This is a genomic window from Novilysobacter viscosus, assembly GCF_046600715.1.
GTDB classification, from domain to species: Bacteria; Pseudomonadota; Gammaproteobacteria; order Xanthomonadales; family Xanthomonadaceae; genus Lysobacter_C; species Lysobacter_C viscosus.
The window spans coordinates 730,543-752,343 of record NZ_JBJMAV010000001.1 but is presented as its reverse complement, the minus strand read 5'-3'; the positions used below and the strand labels follow the sequence as shown (position 1 = coordinate 752,343).

Sequence of the window (21,801 nt, the reverse complement as noted above, 5' to 3'; positions counted from 1 at the left end):
GGCTCCAGTCGCGATGCGCACTCGGCGACATGGTGTGCGTCACGCCTGCGTCGTCCTTCAGACATTGCTCGGATGTAGGAGCGACGTGAGTCGCGACCACACGGTCAGACCGAGCATCAGCTTCGCGACTCACGTCGCTCCTACAACGAACCGAACCGCAGAATCGCTCGCGGCTGAAGCCGCTCCTACAGGATCCCGGTCACCGACATGTTGTCCGACACCCTCCGCCACCTCGAAGCACTCGTCTCGTTCGATACGCGCAACCCGCCGCGCGTGATCGGGACGGGTGGCATGTTCGACTACCTGCGCACGCACCTGCCCGGATTCCACCTCGAGGTCACCGACCACGGCGACGGCGCGGTGTCGATGCTGGCCGTGCGTGGCGCCCCCCGGCGCGTGTTCAACGTGCACCTGGACACGGTTCCGGATTCGCCGGCGTGGACCGCAAGCCCGCATCGGCTGCGTGTTACCGACGATCGCGCCATCGGGCTGGGCGCCTGCGACATCAAGGGCGCCGCCGCCGGATTGCTGGCCGCAGCGGCGGAAACCACGGGCGATGCCGCCTTCCTGTTCTCCACCGACGAGGAGGCCAACGACGCGCGATGCATCGCGGCGTTCCTGGCCGGCGACCACGGCTTCCACGAGGCGATCGTGGCCGAACCCACTCGGTGCGAAGCGGTACTCGCGCATCGGGGCATCAGCTCCGTGCAGGTGGACTTCCGCGGCGCGGCCGGCCATGCCTCCGGCGCCAACGCGATGCAGGCCAGCGCGCTGCACCACGCCATGCGCTGGGGCAGCCGCGCGCTGGACCTGGTCGAGGCCGAGTCGCACCAGCGCTTTGGCGGCCTGACCGGCCTGCGCTTCAACATCGGCAAGGTGGAGGGGGGGATCAAGGCCAACATGATCGCCCCCAGCGCGCAGGTGCGCTTCGGCTTCCGGCCGCTGCCATCGATGTCGATCGACGGACTGCACGAGCGGTTGGGAACGCTGGTCCAGGCCGGGGCCGTGGAGCGCTACCAGGAAACCTTCCGTGGCCCGCCGCTGCCCTCCGGCGACATCGCCACTGCCGAAGACCGCCGCCTGGAAGCACGCGACCTGGCCGAGGCGCTGGACCTGCCGATCGGCAACGCGGTGGACTTCTGGACCGAGGCTTCGCTGTTCTCGGCCGCGGGCTTGACCGCCCTCGTCTACGGCCCCGGCGACATCGCCCAGGCGCACACCGCGGATGAGTGGGTGGCGCTGGAGCAGCTGGAACGCTACGCGCACTCGTTCAGGCGCATCCTCGCCACGTGACCTGTAGGAGCGGCTTCAGCCGCGAATGCATTCCGGAAACCTTTGATCGCGGCTCAGGCCGCTCCTACAACGACCTGACGCAACGAATGAACGCCACGCCCGCCCCGCACGACCCGCAGACACGCCAGACCATCGTCCGGCTGCTTTCCTCCATGGCCAGCGCCAAGGAGATCAGCCAGTACCTCAAACGCTTCTCGCAGCTGGACGCCGCGCGATTCGCGGTGGTCAAGGTCGGCGGCGCGGTCCTTCGTGACGACCTGGAGGCGCTCACCTCCTCGCTGGCGTTCCTGCAGGACGTCGGCCTGACCCCGATCGTCATCCACGGCGCCGGCCCGCAGCTGGACGCGGCCATGGCCGTGGCGGGAATCGACAAGCTCACAGTCGACGGACTGCGCGTGACCTCCCCGGAGGCACTGGCGGTGGTGCGCCGGGTTGCGCACGCCGAGAACCTGCGGCTGGTGGAAGCCTTGCAGGCGGCCGATGCGCGCGCCACGTCGATCGTGTCGGGCGTGTTCGAGGCCGACTACGTTGACCGCGACCGGATGGGCTTGGTGGGGCAGGTGGCCCGGGTCGATCTCGCATCCATCCAGGCCAGCCTGCAGGCCGGCTCGATCCCGGTGATCGCCAGCCTGGGCGAAACCGTGGGCGGCCAGATCCTCAACATCAACGCCGACTTCGCGGCCAACGAGCTGGTGCGGGTGCTGCAGCCCTACAAGATCGTCTTCCTGACCGGCACCGGCGGATTGCTGGATGGCGAGGGGCGGGTGATCGACTCGATCAACCTGTCCACCGAGTACGCCCACCTGATGGAGCAGCCGTGGCTCAACGGCGGCATGCGGGTGAAAGTCGAGCAGGTCAAGCAGCTGCTGGACCGGTTGCCGCTTTCGTCCTCGGTGTCGATCACCCGCCCTTCGGAGCTGGCCAAGGAATTGTTCACCCACAAGGGCTCGGGCACCCTCGTGCGTCGCGGCGAACGGGTGGTGCAGGCCGCGGCCTGGTCGGAACTGGACCTGCCACGGTTGCGGTCGCTCATCGAGTCGGCCTTCGGCAGGACGCTGGCGCCGGATTACTTCGAACGCACGGCGCTCCACCGTGCCTATGTCAGCGAGAATTACCGCGCCGCGGTGGTCCTCACCCGCGAGGACGCCGGCATCTACCTGGACAAGTTCGCCGTGCTGGACGACGCGCAGGGCGAGGGCCTGGGCCGTGCCGTCTGGCAGATGATGCGGGAGCACGAAAGCCGGCTGTTCTGGCGATCCCGGCACGGCAACCCGGTCAACGCGTTCTACTACGGGGAGGCTGACGGCCACGTGCGCCAAGCGCAGTGGAACGCGTTCTGGATCGGGCTGGACGACTTCGACGCGATCGCGCGCTGCGTGGCGCATTGCCGCGACCGCGTGCCGACCCTGCTGGAGACCCCGTCGTGAAAGGTTCCGAGGCGATCACCGTCGGCCTGGTGGGTGCCCGAGGCCACGTGGGCGCCGAACTGGTCGCGCTGGTCGACGCCCACCCGCGCTTCGCGCTGGCCTATGTCTCGTCTCGCGAACTCGCCGGCCAGCCGCTGGCCGCACACCACCCGCATCACCGCGGTGGGCTCCACTACAGTGCGCCCCCGCTGGATACCCTGCCTTCGCTGCACGCAGATGCCGTTGTGCTGGCGTTGCCCAACGGCCATGCCGCGCGGGCCGTACAGGCCTTCGACACCGCCGGGCCCGATCCTGTGATCGTCGATCTCTCGGCCGACTACCGTTTAGATCCTGCGTGGTACTACGGATTGCCGGAACTCACCCGCCGCACGGGCGGCGATGCGCGACGCATCAGCAATCCCGGGTGCTACGCCACCGCGATGCAACTGGCGATAGCGCCGATGCTCGATGCGCTTGCCGGTCCGGTCCAGTGCTTCGGCGTTTCGGGGTGGTCGGGCGCCGGCACCGCGCCGTCCGAGCGCAACGATCCCGGGCTGCTGCGCGACAACCTGATGCCGTACGCGCTCGCCGGTCACGTCCACGAGCGTGAAGTGACCCGGCACCTGGGTCATGCGGTGGAGTTCATGCCGCATGTCGCCCCGCACTTCCGCGGCCTGACGGTGACCGCCAACCTGCACCTGTCGCGGGCATTCACGACGGACGAAGTTGCAAGGCGGTACCACGCTCTTTTCGATGGGGAACCGCTCGTCCACGTGGTGCACGACGCCCCCTGGGTCAGCCGCATCGCCGGCCGGCACCATGCGGAGGTCGGTGGCTTCACGCTATCGGACGATGGAAGGCGGCTGGTGGTGGTATCGACGCTGGACAACCTTTTGAAGGGCGCGGCGACGCAGGCGCTGCAGAACCTCAACCGCGCGTTCGGACTCGACGAGTTCGAAGGCATTCCCCCAATGCCCATGTAGGAGCGGCTTCGGCCGCGAACGCTCCTCCGGATTCCGATGATCCGCTCCTACGAAGTCAAGAAGGCGTACCCATGACCGACCTCCTCTGGCAGAAGCCCGGCGTCCGCATCGACGAACGCATCCAGCAGTTCTGCGCCGGCGATGACGTGGTGCTTGATCGCGAGTTCTTCGCCTTCGATATCCAGGCCAGCCGGGCGCATGCGCAGGGTTTGCAGCGCATCGGCATCCTCTCGGGCGAGGAGCTGGCAGGCATCGAGCGTGAGCTCGACGCGTTGGCCGCCGATTTCCATGCCGGCCGGTTCATCCTGGACGCGCGATTCGAAGACGGCCATTCGGCCATCGAGGCCAGGCTGGTTGAGCGGCTGGGCGATGCCGGCCGCCGCATCCACACCGGGCGCAGCCGCAATGACCAGGTGCTGGTGGCGACCCGGTTGTGGCTGAAGGCCCGCCTTGCACGCGTGCACGCGCTGTGCCTTGAGGTTGCCGCGGTTTCGTTGGACCGGGCGCACGCCGAAGCGATGCTGCCGTTGCCCGGCTACACCCACCTGCAGCGCGCCGTCGTCTCCTCGTGCGGCATGTGGTGGGCGGGGTGGGCCGAGGCGTTCATCGACAATGCCGTGCGCGCCGGCGACACGCTGGCGTGGGTCGACGCCAACCCCATGGGCAGCGCAGCCGGCTACGGCGTCAACCTGCCGTTGGACCGGGACCATGCGACCAAGGCGCTGGGGTTCGGGCGACTGCAGGTTGCCGCTACCTATGCCCAGCTGTCACGGGGGAAGTTCGAACTGGCGGCGATCGAATCTCTGGGCTCGGCCGTGCTTGACCTGCGTCGACTGGCGTGGGACCTGAGCCTGTTCACCAGTGCGGAATTCGACTTCGTCGCATTGCCTGCTCAGTACACCACCGGCAGTTCGATCATGCCCAACAAGCGCAACCCCGACGTCATCGAGCTGATGCGTGCCAGCTACCCGGCGGTGGCCGCAGCGCGCACCGAAATCGAGCAGCTGCTGTCGTTGCCCTCGGGCTACCACCGCGACCTGCAGTTTTCCAAGGGCGCGATCATCCATGCGTTCGGGCGGGGGCTGGGCGCCCTGGAGCTGTTGCCCGAGCTGTTGCGCAACCTGCAGTGGAAGCCCGAGGCGATGCGCGCGGCGCTGGACGCATCGATGTATGCCACCGACCTGGCGGTCGACCTGGCGCGTGGCGGGGTGCCATTCCGCGACGCCTACGTGCAGGCCGCCGATCCCGCGCGTTGGGAGCAGGGCGACCCGGCCGCGAGCCTGGCGGCGCGCACCTCGCCGGGTGCGGCGGGTGATCCCAGGCTCGAAAACCTGCGCGAACGTCTGTCGACGCTCGGCAAGCGCGCCTAGCCCCAGCCGGGAGTCGTTGCCGGGGTGGCGAGCGGCTGGGTAACGGCGATGTCGGTGACCAGCGCCTGTTGGTCCAGTCGCAGGGTGGCAACCCGAGCCCCCCGCAGGCGTTCGGCGAGGGCATGGGGCGCCCCCATCGCGTCGGCGATCTCGATCGGGGTGGCATCGTCGTTCTGCAGGCGGCGTTCGCGGTTCTGGAACCGCGCCCGGTTGAACTCGGCCCAGCCGATCAGCACCAGTGCGCATACCACTGCAAGGATCGGCAGGGTCAGGGCCAGGGTGCGGTCGAAACCGGCCTCGGGAAGCCAGAGTTGCACGTAGCTTCCGCGCAGCCCGAGCCACCACAGCAGCAGGGTGATCAGTGGCAGGACCAGGTAGACGTACACCGCCCACGCCAGCAGGGTGATGGTCCCGTACAGGCTGCGCTGCACGGTGGATTGGCGGTGCGGGGAATGGATCAGGACTTGGGTGTTCATCGCAGGCCTCGGTCGGGGCTGGTCCAGAGGGCGCGCTTGTTGCGACGCCCAAGCAGGGTCGTCGGCAGCGCCACCACGGTGGTGAAGAGGGCCAGCATCCAGTAGGCCGCGGGGTACCACACCATCCAGTAGTAGTTGCGACCGATGCGCGGCTCGTAGCGGCGATCGATCAGGAGGCTGATGGCGAACTGCAGCAGGCACACCACGCCCAAAACCATGCCGTGCCAGCGCGGAAGCAGCGTATCCACCGCCAGGGCTCCCGGCAGGTCAAGGAACTTGCCCAGCAGCCACAGCACGATGATCAGGAACATCACGTACGCCCACGCCACGCTCAGGCTGTACTCGGCCAGCACGCCCCACATGCGGCGGCGGCGCCAGTTGAACAGTTCCGCGCCGTGCCGCCGTGCGACCTCCACGCCGCCCTTCGCCCAGCGCAGGCGCTGGTTCCACAGGCCGCGCAGGGTCTCGGGCATCAGGATGAAGCACCTCGCGTTGGGTTCGTAGCGGATGTCCCAGTGCGCGATCTGCAGCCGCCAGCTGATGTCGATGTCCTCGGTGACCATGTCGTCGGACCAGTAGCCCACGCTGTGCAGTGCGGTCCGCCGGAACGCGCAGATCACGCCGGATACGGTGAACAGGCGGCCATAGACGCGCTGGGCGCGCTTGATCATGCCGATGATCGAGCTGAACTCGCCCACCTGCAGGCGTCCCAGCAGGGTGGAGCGGTTGCGTACGCGCGGGTTTCCGGTCACCGCGCCCACCCGCGGACCGCTGGTCAGGTGCCACACCATCCAGTGGGTGGCGTACTCGTCCAGCAACGCGTCCCCATCGACGCACACCAGGTACTCGCTGCGCGCCGCCAGGGTGCCCATGCGCAACGCATTGGCCTTGCCCTGGTTGCTCTCCAGGTGCAGCACCCGCAGGCGCGGGTAGCGGCGGGCAAGGGCGTCGAGCGCGGCGCCGGTCCCATCGGAACTGCCATCGTTGATGGCGATGATCTCGAAGTCCGGATATGCCTGCGAGTCCAGCGCCTCGATGGTCTCGGCGACGTTGTCCTCCTCGTTGTGGCAGGGCACCAGCAGGCTGGCCATCGGGTAGGACTTCATCGCTGGCGGTTCATCGCGCAGTGGCGTCCCGCGCTCGCGGCGGAAGAAGTAGTACAGGCCACCGATCATCCACAGGAACGACATGGTGATGGGGTAGTAGAAGGCGAACTGGAAGAGGACATCCAACAGTTGCACGGGCGCAGTCATGTCAGCGGCCTCTCAACGCGGTGGGTACGGAAAACTGCGGGCACTGATGGCCGCGCGGGTGGGCACGAACGCGGGCAGGTCACGCAGGAAGTCGTCGGGGTAGTAGCCCAGGTGGCGAACGCCCGCCGCCTGCATCGCCCGCATCTGGGCCTGGATCCGCTCGCCGGGGATCGGGGTGCGGGTCCGCCAGTCCACCGTCTGCAGTTCGAACACGGTGCGGTCAAGGCCATCGGGGTGGCGGGCGACGGTGGCAACCAGCCGCTGCAGCCAGGCGTCCGGGTCGGCCGCCCCTTCCATCCATGGCATCGCCATCAGGGCGGTGTAGTCATAGGCGTGCAGGAACGCATCCAGCCGCTGGCCGAACCACGCCTCGCTCCCGGGCTGGAGCACGGGCCGCGCATAGAGGTTGCGCACGGTCACCAGCTTGGGCCGCCAGCGCTCGGCGCGTTCGGCCAGTGCCAGGCTGAAGTCGATCAGAAGGCGGGTGCGCGCCGCGGGCTGCTCGGGCCCGTCCGCACCCAGGTCGCCGTCACGCAGGTAGGCGTCGTCGTGGAACAGCAACCCCTCCAGGTAGCTCGCGATGGCGAGGTCTTCGTAGATGTCGCCGACGTAGGCGAGCACGCGTGGGTCCGACGGATCCAGCCGGATGACCTCGCCGGTCGAACCGGGCTCGCCCGGGAGCAATGCCTGGCCGGCGAAGGCCGCGTCGGTGGGTTCGAAGCCCAGCACGGGCAGCCAGGCGATCACCCCGACGCCGGCGCGCGTGCGCAGTTGCCAGGCGACGCGGTTGTACAGGTCCGCCCGCATCGGCAGGTGGCGATTGGGGAAATAGAGCGCGTCGGCAGAGCCGTTGCCGTCCGGGTCGGCGAAGGCCTGCAGGAACACGTGGCTGGGCCCCAGTCCGCGGATGCGCTCGATCAGCGCATCAAGGTTGCGTTCCAGTTGCGCCGGGTCCGGGTCATAGACGTAGTCCAGGTCGACCTGGACGGCGCGCATCGCGGAGCGCTCCTCCTCGCGACGCAACTCGGTGGCGAACTCGGGCAGGTCGGGGTTGTCGGTCAGCAGCAGGCGGGCCAGCCCGTGCAGGTCGGCCAGCGGACGCTGGCGGCCCTCCAGGTCGAACGACACCTCCAGCCCAAGGCCGTCGGCGACCTTGTTGGCCTCGTCGCTGTATGCCGCGTAGGGCCAGACGATCGCACGCGGGCGCGCGGGGGTGTTGCTGGAGATGGCTTCGACGCTGCGCGCCAGGTCCGCGCGCAGTCGCTCGCGGTAGGCCGCTTCCGATTCGTAGCGTGCGGTGGACGGATCGAAGATGCGGGTGATGGCCGCGGGCGTCATGTTGCCCTGCGGGTTGGCCAGCACGCCCAGGTGCAGCGCATGGCTGTGCGAGGCCACTTCCACCAGCCCCGACGCCTGCATTTCGCGCACCTGCGCCCAGGTCAGGAAATCATTTCCGTCGAACGTGCGCGGACCGTAGTCCACCGACCGCCCCGGCGCCATCCCGACCCAATCGGTGACCAGCGCCATGAGCGCGGGGTAGCCGTAGGCCTGCAGCAGCGGGAACACATGCGTGTAGTGGCTTCGCAGCCCGTCATCGAATGTCAGCAGCACCGCCTTGGGTGGCAGCGGCGGCCCCCCGCGCTGCGCGGCGATGATCCGGTCCAGGTCCACCGGCACATAGCCCTGGGCGGACAGCCAGTCCAGGTGCGCGGCGAAGTTGTGGGTGCTGGTGGCGTACCCGTCCGGGTCGCCGCTGGCATCCACGTCGTCGCGGATGTCGTGGTAGCTGATCACCAGCAGGTCCGCCGGCGGCGCGGCGACCACCCAGGCCGGGAGGCACAGCAACATGGCCAGCAGCGCCCCTGCTACGGCGCGACGGTGGCGGGGTTTCGTCATCCGGACCATCCTCATTCCCCCCATGCCACGCGCAGGTCGAAGCCGACCCGGTCCTCGCGCACGCCGTCGTACACCGGGCGCGAATAGCTGATGCCGTAGCCCAGTTGCCGGCCCGCGGCCCACTGCCACTCGTGTTCGTAGCGCACCTGCGGGTACCAGGCGGCGCCGAAACCTTCCTGGCGATAGTTCACCGCCGATACCGCGAGCCGGTGGCGGAAGTGGCGTTCGTAGCGGCGCCAGACGATCTGGTCGGCGCGCAGGCCCAACTCCAGCGACGTGTCGCGGGAGGGGTTGAAGTAGGGCGCGTCATCGCGCGAACCACGCCCGGCGTGGAGCCCGCCGAATGTGTTGAGCAGGACGTGCGGCCGGCTTAGCAGTCGCTGGTCGAAGCTGGCCGAAACCGCCTCGCGTCGATTGCCGTCCTCGTAGCGGATCTGCTCCAGGCCGGCCTGGAGCGAGGTGGATTCGTTGGGCGTGTAGTCCACCCGGATGCGTGCCGCATCCCCGGTAATGCCTGCACGGCGCGCCTGCAGCGATGCATAGGGGTCGTTGCGATAGAAGGAGGCGCCGCCGGCCAGTACATCGCTGAAGCGCCACCGGCCCCACGTGCCCACGGTGGTGCCGTCGTCGTAGTCGTCGCCCGGGGTGGCGGCTTCCAGCCCCCACTGCAGGCGGTCGTTGACGTAGGTCACGCCGGCGCCGAGCAGCCGGTGCCGTACGCGCTCTCCAAGGAAGTCAGCGCTGGCCTGGCTGGCATGCGCCGTCAGTCGCCAGCGGTCGTGCATGAGCGGCGACGCGAGGCGCAACACGTGGCGCGCATCGCGCGTGCCCAACGGCGAAGCCCCGCCGGCTGCCGTCGCATCCTCGTTGGTGTTGCGGCCCCAGGCGCCGTCGTAGGTGACCTGCCAGCCTTGCCGGCGCTCCCATCGATCGTGTGCGCGCCGTGCATGCAGGTTGTCGGGGTGCAGCGCCATCAGTTCGTGCAGCAGCGGCCGGGCCTGGGCGGTGCGGTCAAGGTCCAGCAGCGCCTGCACTTCGCCGACGCGTGGGGCGGCGGCCTCCGGGTCCAGGGTGCGTGCGACTCGATGGCGCTCCTGGCCGCGCTCGCCCCAGCCGCGCTGCAGGTACACCGAGCCCAGGGTCTGCTGCAGGTTGGCGTTCATCGCGCCCACGCCCACCAGCGCTTCCGCCTGTCGTTGCGCGTCAGCCAGCGCGTGGGCAAACGAATCGACCAGCACGCGCGTCACGTCCGCGTCGTAGCGGCGCCAGTTGGCGTATTCCTGCCGGGCGCCGGCACGGCTCAGCCATGGAGATTGGCTGGCCTGCATAGAATCGAGCAGCGCGTAGGCGTCGTCGAAGCGTTCGCTCTCGACGTAGGCGTAGACCAGCAGGACGCGTGCCTGGTGGGCGTCGGGGTCGGCTGCCAGGGTGGCCTCCAGTGCATTTACAGCCAGCTCGGGGTTGCGGGCCGACAGCAGCGAGTCGCCCACCGCGCCTCCGACATACGCGGGTAGGGTGCCGCCCTCGGCCGTCACCCGGCGGTAGCGCGCACTGACGGCTTCGTGCCGCCCCAGCGTGTTCAGGGCGATGAGCTCGTCGTTGGCGAGTCGCTCCCGCGTCGTAGCGGTTTCATCGGTCGGGGCGAGTCGGGCGTTGAGCGCCGTCAGCGCAGCGTGCGCGGCCTTCATCTCGTCCAGCCGGGTGGCCGGCGACTCAGGATGCAGGCCGCCCCAGACGATCATCCGGGCCACGCGGTCGGCTTCCAGGCGGCGGGCAATGCCGGGCTCGAACAGCTGCGGGCGTGCCAGGTAGAGCTCCCATGCGCGGTGCGACGCGCCCAGGTCGGACAGTGCCAGTGTCCTGAGGCGGTAGGCGTCGCCGTCGCCGGGGTCGCGCGCGAGCAATGCTTCGCTGATCGCAAGCGTTTCAATCCAGCGGCCTTCGTCGCGCAGCCGCCAGGCCTCGACCATGGCCTCGCCCCGCGGCATGGCGGCAACGGCGGCGGCAGTCAGGCGTGGGGTGTCGTGCTCGGCGGGCGTGGCGGGTGCATCCGCACGGGCCAGACCGGCGGCACAGGCGTGGGCCAAAGCCAAGCCTGCGCATAAGCGCATTGCGGTACTGCCCACGTATGCCCCCTGTCAGACAACAATTGCGGTCTCCGCGTCATGCAGACATGCATGGCCTGGGCCAGACTGCCCATGAGACGCGTACGAATGTGAAGTGGATCACACTTTCACGTCCATAAGTAACGTTGAGTGCGTGAAAGGGGGGACACGGCGGCGGTCGCCCATGCGTGATGTTCAGGCGGCTAGACTTGCGGCCCCCGCTTGCGGCCGGTGCCTCCACCCATGCCCAGTTCTCCTCTCCAGCAGTCCGTCGACGGCACCACGCGGATCGGTGTGGTGGGGCTGGGCTACGTCGGTTGGCCGTTGGCGCTGGCATTTGCGGCCCAGTTCCCGACCCGCGGCTTCGATATCGACGTCGGTCGCGTCGAGGCGCTGCGGCGTGGCGAGGATGCCACCGGCGAGAGCGAGGCCCCCGTCGACGGCCAGCGCCTGCCGGTGCTGGTCGACGATATCGCCGGGCTGGCCGACTGCACCGTCTACATCATTACCGTCCCCACGCCCGTGGACGAAGCCAACCGCCCCGACCTCTCGCCGCTTCGCCAGGCCAGCCGCGCCGTCGGCGCCCTGCTCAAGCCCGGCGACCTGGTGGTCTACGAATCCACGGTGTACCCGGGCACCACCGAAGAGGTGTGCGTCCCTGAGCTGGAGGCCGCCTCGGGCCTGGCCTTCAACCGCGACTTCACCTGTGGCTACAGCCCCGAGCGGATCAATCCCGGCGACCGGACCCGGCGGCTGGCCGACATCGTCAAGGTCACCTCGGGTTCCACCGCTCAGGCGGGTGCGTTCGTGGACGCCCTCTATCGCCGGATCATCACCGCCGGTACCCACCTGGCACCGAGCATGCGCGTGGCCGAGGCCGCCAAGGTCATCGAGAACACCCAGCGCGACGTCAACATCGCCCTGGTCAACGAGCTGGCGATGATCTTCAACAAGATGGGCCTGGACAGCCGGGACGTCCTGGCCGCGGCGGCCACCAAGTGGAACTTCCTGCCCTTCACGCCGGGACTGGTGGGGGGGCACTGCATCGGCGTGGATCCCTACTACCTGACCCACAAGGCCACCGTACTGGGCTACCACCCGGAACTGATCCTGGCCGCACGCCGGATCAACAACCGCATGGGGATCTTCGTGGCCCACCAGGTGCTGCGGCTGATGGCGCGCAAGCGCATCAACGTGGTCGATGCGCGCGTGCTGGTGCTGGGGGTGACCTTCAAGGAAAACTGTCCCGACCTGCGCAACACCCGGGTCATGGACATCGTGAACGAGCTGCGCGAGGCACACGCGGGGGTCGACGTGCACGACCCGCTGGCCGATCCGGCGCTCGCCAGGCGCGAGTTGGGGGTCTCCCTGGTGGCCGCGCCCGAGGTGGCAGCCTACGACGCGGTGGTGTTGGCCGTGCCCCACGCCGCATTCGTGTCCGAAGCCGGGCGCGCGGACCTGCGTCGCTGGGCCAAACCCCACTCGGTCGTCTACGACACCAAGTCGGCGCTGGAAGGCGTCGAGGTCGACGGCCGCCTCTAGCGCGTCCCGGGCCGTCGACGGGCACGAAAAAACCGGCCTTGGGCCGGTTTTTTCCGTACTGCCGGTTGATTGGTCGGGGAGACAGGATTTGAACCTGCGACTTCTACGTCCCGAACGTAGCGCTCTACCAGGCTGAGCTACACCCCGACGGCAGAGCCGCGAATTCTAGCCAGTGGGCCGGGTGCGGCGCAATAGCCGCGCCGGCCATGGCAGGCATTGCGGCCGGCTGCCGGTAAACTGTGCGGCCCGTAGAACCACGCCCGCGCGAGTGCTGCCGCGGGCCCGCACCGCCTGGAGCCCCCGCTTGATCAAGCCGCGTACCCCGCCCGGAGTCATGGAGCTGCTGCCCCGTGACCAGATCGCCTTCCAGCGCATGCTCGACACCATCCGGCGCCACTTCGAGCGGTTCGGCTTCCTTCCGGTGGAGACGCCGGTCATGGAGCTGTCGGACGTGCTGCTGACCAAGTCCGGCGGCGAGACCGAGCGCCAGGTGTACTTCGTGCAGTCCACCGGGGCGCTGGCCAAGGCCGGGGCCGAGGAGGGCGAGGGCGGCCTGCCCGAGCTGGCGCTGCGTTTCGACCTGACGGTGCCGCTGGCCCGTTACGTGGCCGAGCACGAGCACGACCTCGCGTTCCCGTTCCGCCGCTACCAGATGCAGCGGGTATATCGGGGCGAGCGCGCGCAGCGGGGCCGATTCCGCGAGTTCTACCAGTGCGATATCGACGTGGTCGGCAAGGACAGCCTGAGCGTCCGCCACGACGCCGAGTTCCCGGCGGTGATCTTTGCCGTGTTCTCCGAACTGGACATCGGCAAGTTCACCATCCAGCTCAACAACCGCAAGCTGATGCGCGGGTTCTTCGAAGCCCAGGGCGTGGCCGATGCCGAGCTGCAGGCCCGGGTGTTGCGCGAAGTCGACAAGATCGACAAGCGCGGCGCGGACTACGTGCGCGAGACGCTGACGGGTGCGGAATTCGGGCTGGCCGCCGATGCCGTGGACCGGATCCTGTCGTTCGTCGAAGTGCGCTCGACCTCCCACGCCGACGCCATCGCACGGCTGGACGCGCTGGGCACCCCCAATGACGCGGTCCGCGCGGGTGTCCAGGAGCTGCGCGAGGTGCTGGAGCTGGTGCGTGCGCTGGGGGTTCCCGAGACGCACTACGCGCTCAACTTCTCCATCGCGCGCGGGCTGGACTACTACACCGGTACCGTCTACGAGACCACCCTGGACGAGTACCCGCAGATCGGCTCGGTGTGTTCGGGCGGCCGCTACGACGACCTCGCCAGCCACTACACGAAGTCGAAACTGCCGGGCGTGGGCATCTCCATCGGCCTGACCCGCCTGTTCTGGCAGTTGCGCGATGCGGGCCTGGTCGACACCGCTGCCAGTTCGGTGCAGGTGCTGGTCACCCAGATGGACGCGGCCCACCTGCCGCAGTGCCTGGCGCTGGCGGCGGAGCTGCGCCAGGGCGGCCTGAACACCGAAGCGGTGATGGAGGCGTCCAAGCTGGGCAAGCAGTTCAAGTACGCGGACCGCGCCGGCATCCGCTTCGTGGCGGTGCTGGGCGAGGACGAGATCGCGCAGGGGACGGTGACCGTCAAGGACCTCCGGCGCGAAGACCAGTTCACGGTCGCGCGCGCCGAACTGGCCAGGACATTGCGGGTGGAGCTGGCGCAGGCGGAAGCCGAGGCGCGGGCATGACCCCGGTGCGGCTGGACGGCTGTTCGCTGACGCGGGCAGGGCTGGTGGCGGTCGCGCGCGGCGCGCCGGTCGAGCTGGACCCGGCCAGGCTGCCGGCGGTGGCGCGCGCGGCGGACTTCCTGGCCGAGCAGGTGCGCCGCGAGGAGCCGATCTACGGCGTGTCCACCGGTTTCGGCAGCAATGCCGACCGCCTGCTGGGGGCGCGCCGCCAGCGCGATGCCGAGCCCGGCGATGCCCACCGCGGGGAAACCCTGCACGCGGAACTCCAGCGCAACCTGATCGAGACGCATGCGGTGTGCGTGGGCGAGCCGTTCGCCGCCGACGTGGTCCGGGCGATGCTGTGCATCCGCATCAACACGTTGATGCGCGGGCACTCGGGTATCCGTGTCGAGACCCTGCAGGCGCTGGCGGCGATGCTCAACGCGGGCATCGTACCGGTGGTCCCGCAGCTGGGCTCGGTGGGTGCGTCGGGCGACCTTGCGCCGCTGTCGCACCTGGCCATCGTGCTGTTGGGCGGGGGCGAGGCGTTCTACCACGGCGAGCGCATGCCGGGCGCCGAAGCACTGTCGAGGGCCGGGCTGTCGCCGGTGACGCTGTCGTACAAGGAAGGCCTGGCACTCAACAACGGCACCGCGCAGATGCTCGCCTGTGGCGTGCTGGCCCTGCATGCGCTCGAGGAGCTGCTCGACACCGCCGACCTCGCTGCGGCGATGACGATCGATGCCTTCGCCGGACGCCTCGGTGCCTTCGCGCCGGAGGTCCATGCACTGCGCCCGCACCCGGGGCAGGTCGAGGTCGCCGCGCACCTTCGGTCATTGCTGGACGGCTCGACGCTGGCCGATATCCCCTACCACCTGGTGCCCCGGTTCCGGCCATGGGCGCCGCGCAGCTGGGACACGCCCGACTCGCGCGCGCTGCGCTTTGACATCGGCTGGGACTGGGTGCCGTTGGACCAGCGCCACGGCCGCGAGAAGTTCTACACCCGTTTCCGTCCGTTCCGTGGCGGCAAGAAGCACCAGCCGCAGGACAGTTACTCGCTGCGCTGCATCCCCCAGGTGCACGGCGCGGTGCGCGATGCCGCGGCGCAGGCCGCGCGCGTGCTGGAGATCGAGCTCAACTCGCTGACCGACAACCCGATCGTGTTCCCGGATGCGCGGGCCGACCACGTCGAGCAGCAGGTGATCTCGGCAGGCCACTTCCACGGCATGCCGCTCGCGCTGGCGATGAGCTACGTCAAGGCTGCGATCCCGGTGCTGGCCAGCATCTCCGAGCGCCGGCTCAACAAGCTGCTGGACCCGGCCACCAACGACGGACTGCCGGGCTTCCTGATCGGCAACGAGGACGCCACCGAGTCGGGCTTCATGATCGTCCAGTACACCGCCGCGGCCATCGTCAACGATCTGGCCAGCCGCGCGATGCCGGCCTCGGTGTATTCCATTCCCACCAGTGCCAACGCCGAAGACCATGTCTCGATGGGCGCCAACGAGGCGCGCCACGTGCTGTCGATGGTCGATGACCTGGGCAAGGTGCTGGCACTGGAGCTGTACACCGCGGCACAGGCCCTGGACCTGCGCCGGGACATGATCAATGCCGCCCGCGACCTGTCCCGGCGCAGCGACGCCGGCGCATTGGCTGGCAAGGTTTACGGCGCACCTGATCCGGACCTGGATGCAGAGGGCTGCAAGGCGTTCCTTGCCGAGGTCGAGGGGCTGCGCACGGAGCTGGCGCATGCGCCGGAGTTCCAGCCCGGCCGGGCCGTAGCCGCCGCGCATGCGCGCATCCGCGAGTCGATTGCGTTCCTCGGACGGGACCGCGCACTGGATGCGGAGGTCGCTGCCGCGGTGGCGCTGGTCAAGGGTGGCGAGGTCATCGCCGCGGCACGATCGGTGTAGGGCGCAGCCTCGGGCAGGGCTGCAGGCCGGACCCGGGATGGTTCCCACCCAAGCGTGTTTCGCAACGCGCTGCGGCGCGCTGGGTACCCGGCCAGCCCCGTTCGTCGCGCGGTTCGCTTCGCCTACCCGCGCTGCGGGTTCACACCAGCGCGCCCGCCACCCGCACGCAGTCGCGTCCACCGGCCTTGGCCGCGTAGAGCGCCTGGTCCGCCCCCTGCAGCGCATGGTCGATCGCCTCGTCGCCATCGATGCCGGCTCCGCGCGGCAACCGATGCACGCCGATACTGGCCGAGATCGGCACGATGTGCGGGCCGCTGGCACAGGGGTGCGCATGCAGGGCCCGCCGCAGCGACTGGGCGACATCGGCCGCGTCGGCGGTATCCATGCCCGGCAGCGCGGCGACGAACTCCTCGCCGCCGAAGCGGGCAAGCAGCGCCTCGTGCGGGCGAAGTGCCTGGCCGATGGTGCGCGCCGCCCAGCGCAGGCAGTCATCGCCCACCAGGTGTCCATGGCGGTCGTTGATCGACTTGAAATGGTCCAGGTCGATCATCAGCAACGACACCGGGCCTTCGCCACGTTCCAGGATCTCCAGCAGCCGCTCACGGAAATGCGAGCGGTTGTGCAGGCCGGTCAGGCCATCGCGCTGGCTTGATTCGCGCAAACGCGCATGGGCGTTCTCCAGCTGGCCCAGGGCGCTGCGCAGCTCGCCGGTGCGTTGCATGACCTTCTGCTCCAGGTACAGCTTGGCCTCGCGCACGATGCGCTCGTTCTCGTTGCGCAGCGCCGCGTAGCGATAGCCCAGCGCCACCGACAGCAGCAGCATCTCCAGCGCCGAACCGATCTGCACCCCGTACTCGGTGTAGAAGGTCTTGGGCAGCACGCCGAATGCGACCAGGGTGAACAGCGTCGTGCCCAGCAGGAACATCGCCCAGGCCAGCAGGAACAGCCGCGCCGGCGATAGCCGCGCCGCAGCACCACGATGCTGGCCACCGCGATCCAGAGCACGCCCACCAGCACCGCCCGCGAGGCGATCGGCGTGGAGACGCGGTAGGGCAGTTCCAGCGAAGCCAGCCCCAGCAGCGCGAAGAAGGCGATCAGCCCCAGGCTGACCCAGTTGCCCCGTGGCCAGCGCTGGGGCAGTTCCAGGAACGTACGCGCGAACTGCTGCATGCCGATCAGTGCCAGGCAGATCGACAACGGCACCGCCTTGTCGGCCAGCCAGGCCGAAGACGGCCACAGGTATTCGAAGCCCAGCCCGTTGAGGGTGAACAACACCAGCCCGAACGCGGTGATGTGGAACAGGTACCAGAAGTAGCTCGGATCGCGCAGGGTCAGCCACAGCACGAGGTTGTAGAAGAACAGCGCCAGCAGGATGCCGTAGTACAGGCCGATGGCCAGCTGCGCATCGCGCGACATCTCGGTGAACGCCGTCGGCGTGTAGAGGGTGAGCGGCACCTGCATCGAACTCTGGCTCTGGACGCGGACGTACAGGTCCGCGGTGCCACCCGGGGGCAGGTCGAGCGCGAAGTTGGGATGGCGGTAGCGGATGCTGCGCGAGTCGAATGGCGCGTGGTCGCCACCGCGCTGGTGCTGGAAGCTGCCGTCGGGACGGCGCAGGTACACGTCCACCCGGTCGCTGAGCGCGTACTCCTGCACCAGCAGCCAGCGCGGCTCTCCCGGGTGGAGGTTGACCAGGCGCGCATGGAACCAGAACGCACCGGGCTGGAAGCCGAACGCGGCATTCGCCGATGGCAGCGGCTGGAATCGTCCCTCCTGGTGCCAGCGGCGGGCGGTGGCAAGGTCGGCCTGGCCATCGAGGTCGTGGAAGTACCCGACGTGGGGCGATAGCGCCACCTGCGAACGGGCGGCGTCCAGGGTCAGCGCGTCCCGGGCCTGTGCCGCCCCGGAAGCCAGCAGCAACACCCACAGCCCGACTCGTATCCCCCAGCCCGGCATCCGCCTCCCCTTTGTGTGATCCCCGTTCAATGCATGTGCGGCGCTGGGCCGCAACGGGGAGTGTACCCCTGCGGGGGTTCGTCCCAGGGGTCGCGACCCGGCTTCCCCGGCACCGGGCAGACGGAAAGGTTGACGGACACGGGTTATCACATTAATGTGCCAGCGCGTTAATACATTGGAACAACATGAAGCGCCGAGCACTCAACCCCGAAACGGGCGAAAACACCGAAGGCGATGCGATCGACGCACTGGCGTCGGCGTTCTCGCGTCTGCGCAACCCCGCGCAGGTCCGGGCGTTCCTGGAGGACCTGTGCACCCCCGCCGAGCTCGAAGCGATGACCGATCGCTGGCGGGTGGTACCGCTGATCGCGCAGGGTGTTCCGTATCGCGAAATCCACGACCGCACCGCGGTCAGCGTCACCACCATCGGCCGGGTCGCGCGCACGCTCGACCGTGGCGCCGGCGGTTACGCGGCGGCCCTGCAGCGCCGCGCCTCCCGCACACGTTGAGATCCCGACCATGAGCCCCATCGCCACCCCGGCGCCGCGCGATCGCCTGCGCATCGCCATCCAGAAGTCCGGCCGCTTGGCCGACCCCGCGCGCGCGTTGCTGTCCTCCTGCGGCCTGAGCTGGCGCGAGAGCCGCGACCGGCTGTTCTGCTATGGCGAAAGCCTGCCCGTCGACCTGCTGCTGGTCCGGGACGACGACATCCCGGGCCTGATCGCCGACGGTGTCTGTGACCTGGGCGTGGTCGGGCGCAACGTGCTGCAGGAGCAGGACACCGAGCGCCGTGCGGGCGGGCGCGAGTCGGCCTACCGGGAATGGCGTGCACTGGGGTTCGGCGGCTGCCGGCTGGCGCTGGCCGTTCCCGAAGCCTGGGCGTGGGAGGGGCCGGCGCAGCTGCAGGGCACGCGCATCGCCACCAGCTATCCGGCGCTGGTGGCGCAGTGGCTGGCGGGCGAGGGCATCGACGCGCAGGTGGTGCAGTTGTCGGGCTCGGTGGAGATCGCGCCCAAGCTGGGCCAGGCCGATGCGGTATGCGACCTGGTGTCCAGCGGCGCGACGCTGGCGGCCAACCAGCTCAAGCCCGTGCTGACGCTGCTGGAAAGCGAGGCCGTGCTGGCCGGGCCGGTCGCGGCCTTCGACGACGCCCGCCGCGAGCTGGCCGACATGCTGCTGCGCCGGCTGGACGGCGCGCTGCGCATCCGCAACAGCAAGCTGCTGATGTTCCAGGCGTCCCGCGAGGCGGTGCCTGGGCTGTTGCCGCTGCTGCCCGACGCCGAGGCCCCCACCGTGATGCAGGTCGATGGCTGCGACACCCTTGCGTTGCAGGCGCTCTGCCACGGCGCGGTGACCTGGCAGCGGCTGGAGGATCTCAAGCGCGCAGGCGCGCGCGGCCTGCTGGTCCTGCCGGTAGAGGGGATGCTGGCATGAGCGCGCCGTCGATCTCGGCCGGCCGCGTCGCCGACGACGTGGATGTCGCGCGTAGGAATGCGGCCAGGCTGGATCCGGCCGTGCCGAGCCGGACCGAGTGGGCTGCGCTGGACGAGCCTGCGCGCGTTGCCGCATTGCGCCGCCCCACGCAGGCGGTTGCGGCCGAGACCACCACTGCGGTCGCACGCATCATCAGCGAGGTGCGCATGGGCGGGGATGCCGCCCTGCGCGAGTGGACGCGCGAGCTGGACGGCGTGGCGCTGGACGCGCTCGAAGTGCAGCCGGCCGAGTTCGACGCGGCCGCATCACTGCTCGACGGCAGGCTGCGCGAGGCCATCGACGAGGCGGCCGGCCGGATCGAGGCCTTCCACCGCGCCGGCATGGCCACCGGCTACTCGGTGGACACCGCGCCCGGCGTCACCTGCGAACGCATCCTGCGGCCGATCCGGCGCGTGGGCCTGTACGTGCCCGCCGGCTCGGCCGCGTTGCCGTCGACCGCGCTCATGCTGGGCATCCCGGCACGGTTGGCGGGTTGCCGGGAAAGCGTGATGTGCACGCCGCCGCGCCGCGACGGGCGCGCCGATCCCGCGGTGCTGTATGCCGCCCGCCGCTGCGGGGTGGGGCGGGTGTTCAAGCTCGGCGGCGCGCAGGCGATTGCGGCGATGGCCTTCGGCGCCGGCAGCGTGCCGATGTGCGACAAGCTGTTCGGGCCGGGCAACGCCTGGGTCACCGAGGCAAAGGCGCAGGTTGCGGCGACGCCCGGCGGCCCGGGCATCGACATGCCCGCCGGTCCCTCCGAAGTGCTGGTCATCGCCGATGCCGGCGCCAACCCGGCCTTCGTCGCCGCCGACCTGCTGTCCCAGGCCGAACACGGCCCGGATTCGCAGGTGCTGCTGGTCAGCGATGACGCCGGCCTGATCGACGCGGTGCGCGTGCACCTGGACGCGCAGCTGGCGACATTGGCGCGTGGCGACATCGCACGACGTGCGCTGTCGGCATCGCGGCTGGTCCGGGTGGCGACGCTCGAGGAGGCCTTCGAACTGAGCAACCACTATGCGCCCGAGCACCTGATCCTCGCCCTGCGTGATCCGCGCCGCTGGCTGCCGCGGGTGCAGGCGGCCGGCTCGGTGTTCCTGGGTGACTGGTCGCCCGAAGCGCTGGGCGACTACTGCAGCGGTACCAACCACGTGCTTCCCACGGCCGGTGCGGCGCGCTTCTGCAGCGGCGTCAGCGTCGCCAGTTTCCAGCTGGCGATCACCGTGCAGGAAGCCAGCCGTGCAGGTGTCAGCGCGATCGGGCCGTGCGCGATGGTCCTGGCCGAGGCGGAAGGGCTCGGGGCGCACGGGCAGGCGGTCGCGCTGCGCGTGCAGGCAGCCGGGGCACGGGCATGAACGACGCGGTGATGGGACTGGTCCGCGAGGACCTGCGCGGGTTCGCCGGCTATCGCTCGGCACGCCGCGAGGCACTGCAGGGCGAGGTCTGGCTGAACGCGAACGAGTCGCCGTGGGCCAACCCGGCCGACGACGGGACCGATGCGGCGGGCGGCGTGCGGCGCTACCCGGATCCGCAGCCGGCCGCCTTGCGCCAGGCGCTTGCCGGACTCTATGGCGTCGCGCCCGGGCAGCTGCTTGCCGGTCGCGGCAGCGACGAGGCGATCGACCTGCTGGTGCGTGCGCTGTGCCCCCCTGGTGACGGCGCCATCGCCATCACCACGCCCACCTTCGGCATGTACGCGGTGTCGGCGCGCCTGCAGGGCGCCCGCGTCATCGACATCCCCCTGCAGGACGGCGGGCCGGACGAAGGCTATGCCTGCGATTTCGATGCAGTGGCCGCGCAGGTGGAGGCTGCGGGCGCGCGGCTGGTGTTCCTCTGCTCGCCCGGCAACCCGACCGGCCAGGCGCTGGCGCTGGAGCGCATCGAATGGCTGGCCGGGCGGCTGGCCGGGCGGGCGCTGGTGGTGGTGGACGAGGCCTACGGCGAATTCGCCAGGGGTCGTTCTGCGGCGACGCTGCTCGGCAGCCACGCCAACATCGCGGTGCTGCACACCCTGTCAAAGGCCCACGCGCTGGCCGCCGCGCGGATCGGTGCCGTGCTCGCCGCGCCCGCGCTCATCGAGGTCCTGCAACGCTGCCAGGCGCCGTACCCGCTGCCGACGCCCAGCGTCGAACTTGCCCTGCGTGCGCTGCAACCGGGCGCGCTCGCCGTGACCCGGGCGCGCATCGACAGCGTTCGTACCGAGCGCGAGCGCCTGCGCGGGGCGCTGCAGGGCACGACCGCGGTGCGGTGCGTGTACCGCTCGGACGCGAATTTCCTGTTGTGCCGCTTCGTTGACGCACAGGCGTCATTCCAGGCGCTGCTTGGAGCCGGGCTGGTGGTTCGCGACATGCGCGCGGTGCCCGGCCTGGACGATGCACTGCGCATCAGCATCGGTACGCCGGAACAGAACGCCCGCGTCCTGCAGGCGCTGTCGGCCCGGGCGGTGGCGGCATGAGCGCC

Annotated in this window: 16 protein-coding genes, 1 tRNA gene and 1 pseudogene; 11 read left to right on the top strand and 7 right to left on the bottom strand. The window is 69.7% G+C overall.

The window, feature by feature from the left end:
- The first annotated feature begins 207 nt into the window (after window positions 1-207).
- From ACJQWL_RS03460 to ACJQWL_RS03445, 4 genes are all read left to right on the top strand, one after another.
- Window positions 208-1,293 carry an acetylornithine deacetylase gene (locus ACJQWL_RS03460; protein ID WP_411300703.1) on the top strand — a complete coding sequence of 362 codons (1,086 nt, stop codon included), beginning with the start codon at window positions 208-210 and terminating at the stop codon, window positions 1,291-1,293.
- Between the two features lie 86 nt (window positions 1,294-1,379).
- Window positions 1,380-2,720: an acetylglutamate kinase gene (locus ACJQWL_RS03455; RefSeq protein ID WP_330969067.1), complete on the top strand. Its 1,341-nt coding sequence runs from the start codon at window positions 1,380-1,382 to the stop codon at window positions 2,718-2,720.
- Window positions 2,717-3,682: an N-acetyl-gamma-glutamyl-phosphate reductase gene (gene argC / locus ACJQWL_RS03450; protein WP_330969068.1), complete on the top strand. Its 966-nt coding sequence runs from the start codon at window positions 2,717-2,719 to the stop codon at window positions 3,680-3,682. The genes ACJQWL_RS03455 and argC overlap by 4 nt, the downstream gene beginning before the upstream one ends.
- A gap of 71 nt (window positions 3,683-3,753) precedes the next feature.
- The gene (locus ACJQWL_RS03445) at window positions 3,754-5,052 is read left to right on the top strand and encodes an argininosuccinate lyase (RefSeq protein ID WP_411300702.1); all 1,299 of its coding nucleotides are present in this window, start codon (window positions 3,754-3,756) and stop codon (window positions 5,050-5,052) included.
- Here ACJQWL_RS03445 and pgaD read toward each other — a convergent pair.
- From pgaD to ACJQWL_RS03425, 4 genes are read right to left on the bottom strand one after another with little or no spacing between them, the layout of a single operon-like run.
- Window positions 5,049-5,528, bottom strand: coding sequence for a poly-beta-1,6-N-acetyl-D-glucosamine biosynthesis protein PgaD (pgaD, locus tag ACJQWL_RS03440; protein WP_330969069.1), 480 nt, complete (start codon window positions 5,526-5,528; stop codon window positions 5,049-5,051). The genes ACJQWL_RS03445 and pgaD overlap by 4 nt on opposite strands.
- On the bottom strand, window positions 5,525-6,781 hold the full coding sequence (gene pgaC, locus ACJQWL_RS03435; RefSeq protein WP_330969070.1) for a poly-beta-1,6-N-acetyl-D-glucosamine synthase: 1,257 nt from the start codon (window positions 6,779-6,781) through the stop codon (window positions 5,525-5,527). The genes pgaD and pgaC overlap by 4 nt, the downstream gene beginning before the upstream one ends.
- Window positions 6,782-6,793: 12 nt before the next feature.
- Window positions 6,794-8,677 (bottom strand): poly-beta-1,6-N-acetyl-D-glucosamine N-deacetylase PgaB, encoded by a 1,884-nt coding sequence (gene pgaB, locus ACJQWL_RS03430; protein ID WP_411300701.1) that lies wholly within the window; start codon window positions 8,675-8,677, stop codon window positions 6,794-6,796.
- Between the two features lie 11 nt (window positions 8,678-8,688).
- Entirely contained in the window at window positions 8,689-10,764 is a 2,076-nt protein-coding gene (locus ACJQWL_RS03425; protein WP_411300700.1) for a tetratricopeptide repeat protein, read from the bottom strand.
- A gap of 261 nt (window positions 10,765-11,025) precedes the next feature.
- On the opposite strand from ACJQWL_RS03425, the gene ACJQWL_RS03420 reads away from it, so the two are divergent.
- The gene (locus ACJQWL_RS03420) at window positions 11,026-12,324 is read left to right on the top strand and encodes a nucleotide sugar dehydrogenase (RefSeq protein WP_330969072.1); all 1,299 of its coding nucleotides are present in this window, start codon (window positions 11,026-11,028) and stop codon (window positions 12,322-12,324) included.
- Between the two features lie 70 nt (window positions 12,325-12,394).
- On the opposite strand, the gene ACJQWL_RS03415 is transcribed toward ACJQWL_RS03420, so the two are convergent.
- A tRNA-Pro gene (locus ACJQWL_RS03415) sits at window positions 12,395-12,471 on the bottom strand.
- A 157-nt stretch (window positions 12,472-12,628) separates the two neighbouring features.
- On the opposite strand from ACJQWL_RS03415, the gene hisS reads away from it, so the two are divergent.
- Window positions 12,629-14,023 (top strand): histidine--tRNA ligase, encoded by a 1,395-nt coding sequence (gene hisS, locus ACJQWL_RS03410; RefSeq protein WP_330969073.1) that lies wholly within the window; start codon window positions 12,629-12,631, stop codon window positions 14,021-14,023.
- The gene (locus tag ACJQWL_RS03405) at window positions 14,020-15,915 is read left to right on the top strand and encodes an HAL/PAL/TAL family ammonia-lyase (protein ID WP_330969074.1); all 1,896 of its coding nucleotides are present in this window, start codon (window positions 14,020-14,022) and stop codon (window positions 15,913-15,915) included. The genes hisS and ACJQWL_RS03405 overlap by 4 nt, the downstream gene beginning before the upstream one ends.
- A gap of 139 nt (window positions 15,916-16,054) precedes the next feature.
- On the opposite strand, the gene ACJQWL_RS03400 is transcribed toward ACJQWL_RS03405, so the two are convergent.
- Window positions 16,055-16,636: a GGDEF domain-containing protein gene (locus tag ACJQWL_RS03400; protein WP_330969075.1), complete on the bottom strand. Its 582-nt coding sequence runs from the start codon at window positions 16,634-16,636 to the stop codon at window positions 16,055-16,057.
- A gap of 129 nt (window positions 16,637-16,765) precedes the next feature.
- Window positions 16,766-17,871, bottom strand: a pseudogene (locus tag ACJQWL_RS03395) (7TMR-DISM family protein); the annotation flags it as partial.
- Window positions 17,872-18,056: 185 nt separating this feature from the next.
- On the opposite strand from ACJQWL_RS03395, the gene ACJQWL_RS03390 reads away from it, so the two are divergent.
- The 4 genes from ACJQWL_RS03390 to hisC are packed head-to-tail and all read left to right on the top strand — an operon-like array spanning window position 18,057 to window position 21,796.
- Window positions 18,057-18,380: a YerC/YecD family TrpR-related protein gene (locus ACJQWL_RS03390; RefSeq protein WP_330969077.1), complete on the top strand. Its 324-nt coding sequence runs from the start codon at window positions 18,057-18,059 to the stop codon at window positions 18,378-18,380.
- Window positions 18,381-18,390: 10 nt separating this feature from the next.
- Entirely contained in the window at window positions 18,391-19,305 is a 915-nt protein-coding gene (gene hisG, locus ACJQWL_RS03385) for an ATP phosphoribosyltransferase (protein ID WP_330969078.1), read from the top strand.
- Window positions 19,302-20,696, top strand: coding sequence for a histidinol dehydrogenase (gene hisD, locus ACJQWL_RS03380; protein WP_330969079.1), 1,395 nt, complete (start codon window positions 19,302-19,304; stop codon window positions 20,694-20,696). The genes hisG and hisD overlap by 4 nt, the downstream gene beginning before the upstream one ends.
- Window positions 20,693-21,796, top strand: a complete 1,104-nt coding sequence (gene hisC, locus ACJQWL_RS03375) for a histidinol-phosphate transaminase (RefSeq protein ID WP_330969080.1) — start codon at window positions 20,693-20,695, stop codon at window positions 21,794-21,796. Before hisD ends, hisC begins: the two co-directional genes overlap by 4 nt.
- Window positions 21,797-21,801 lie beyond the last annotated feature (5 nt).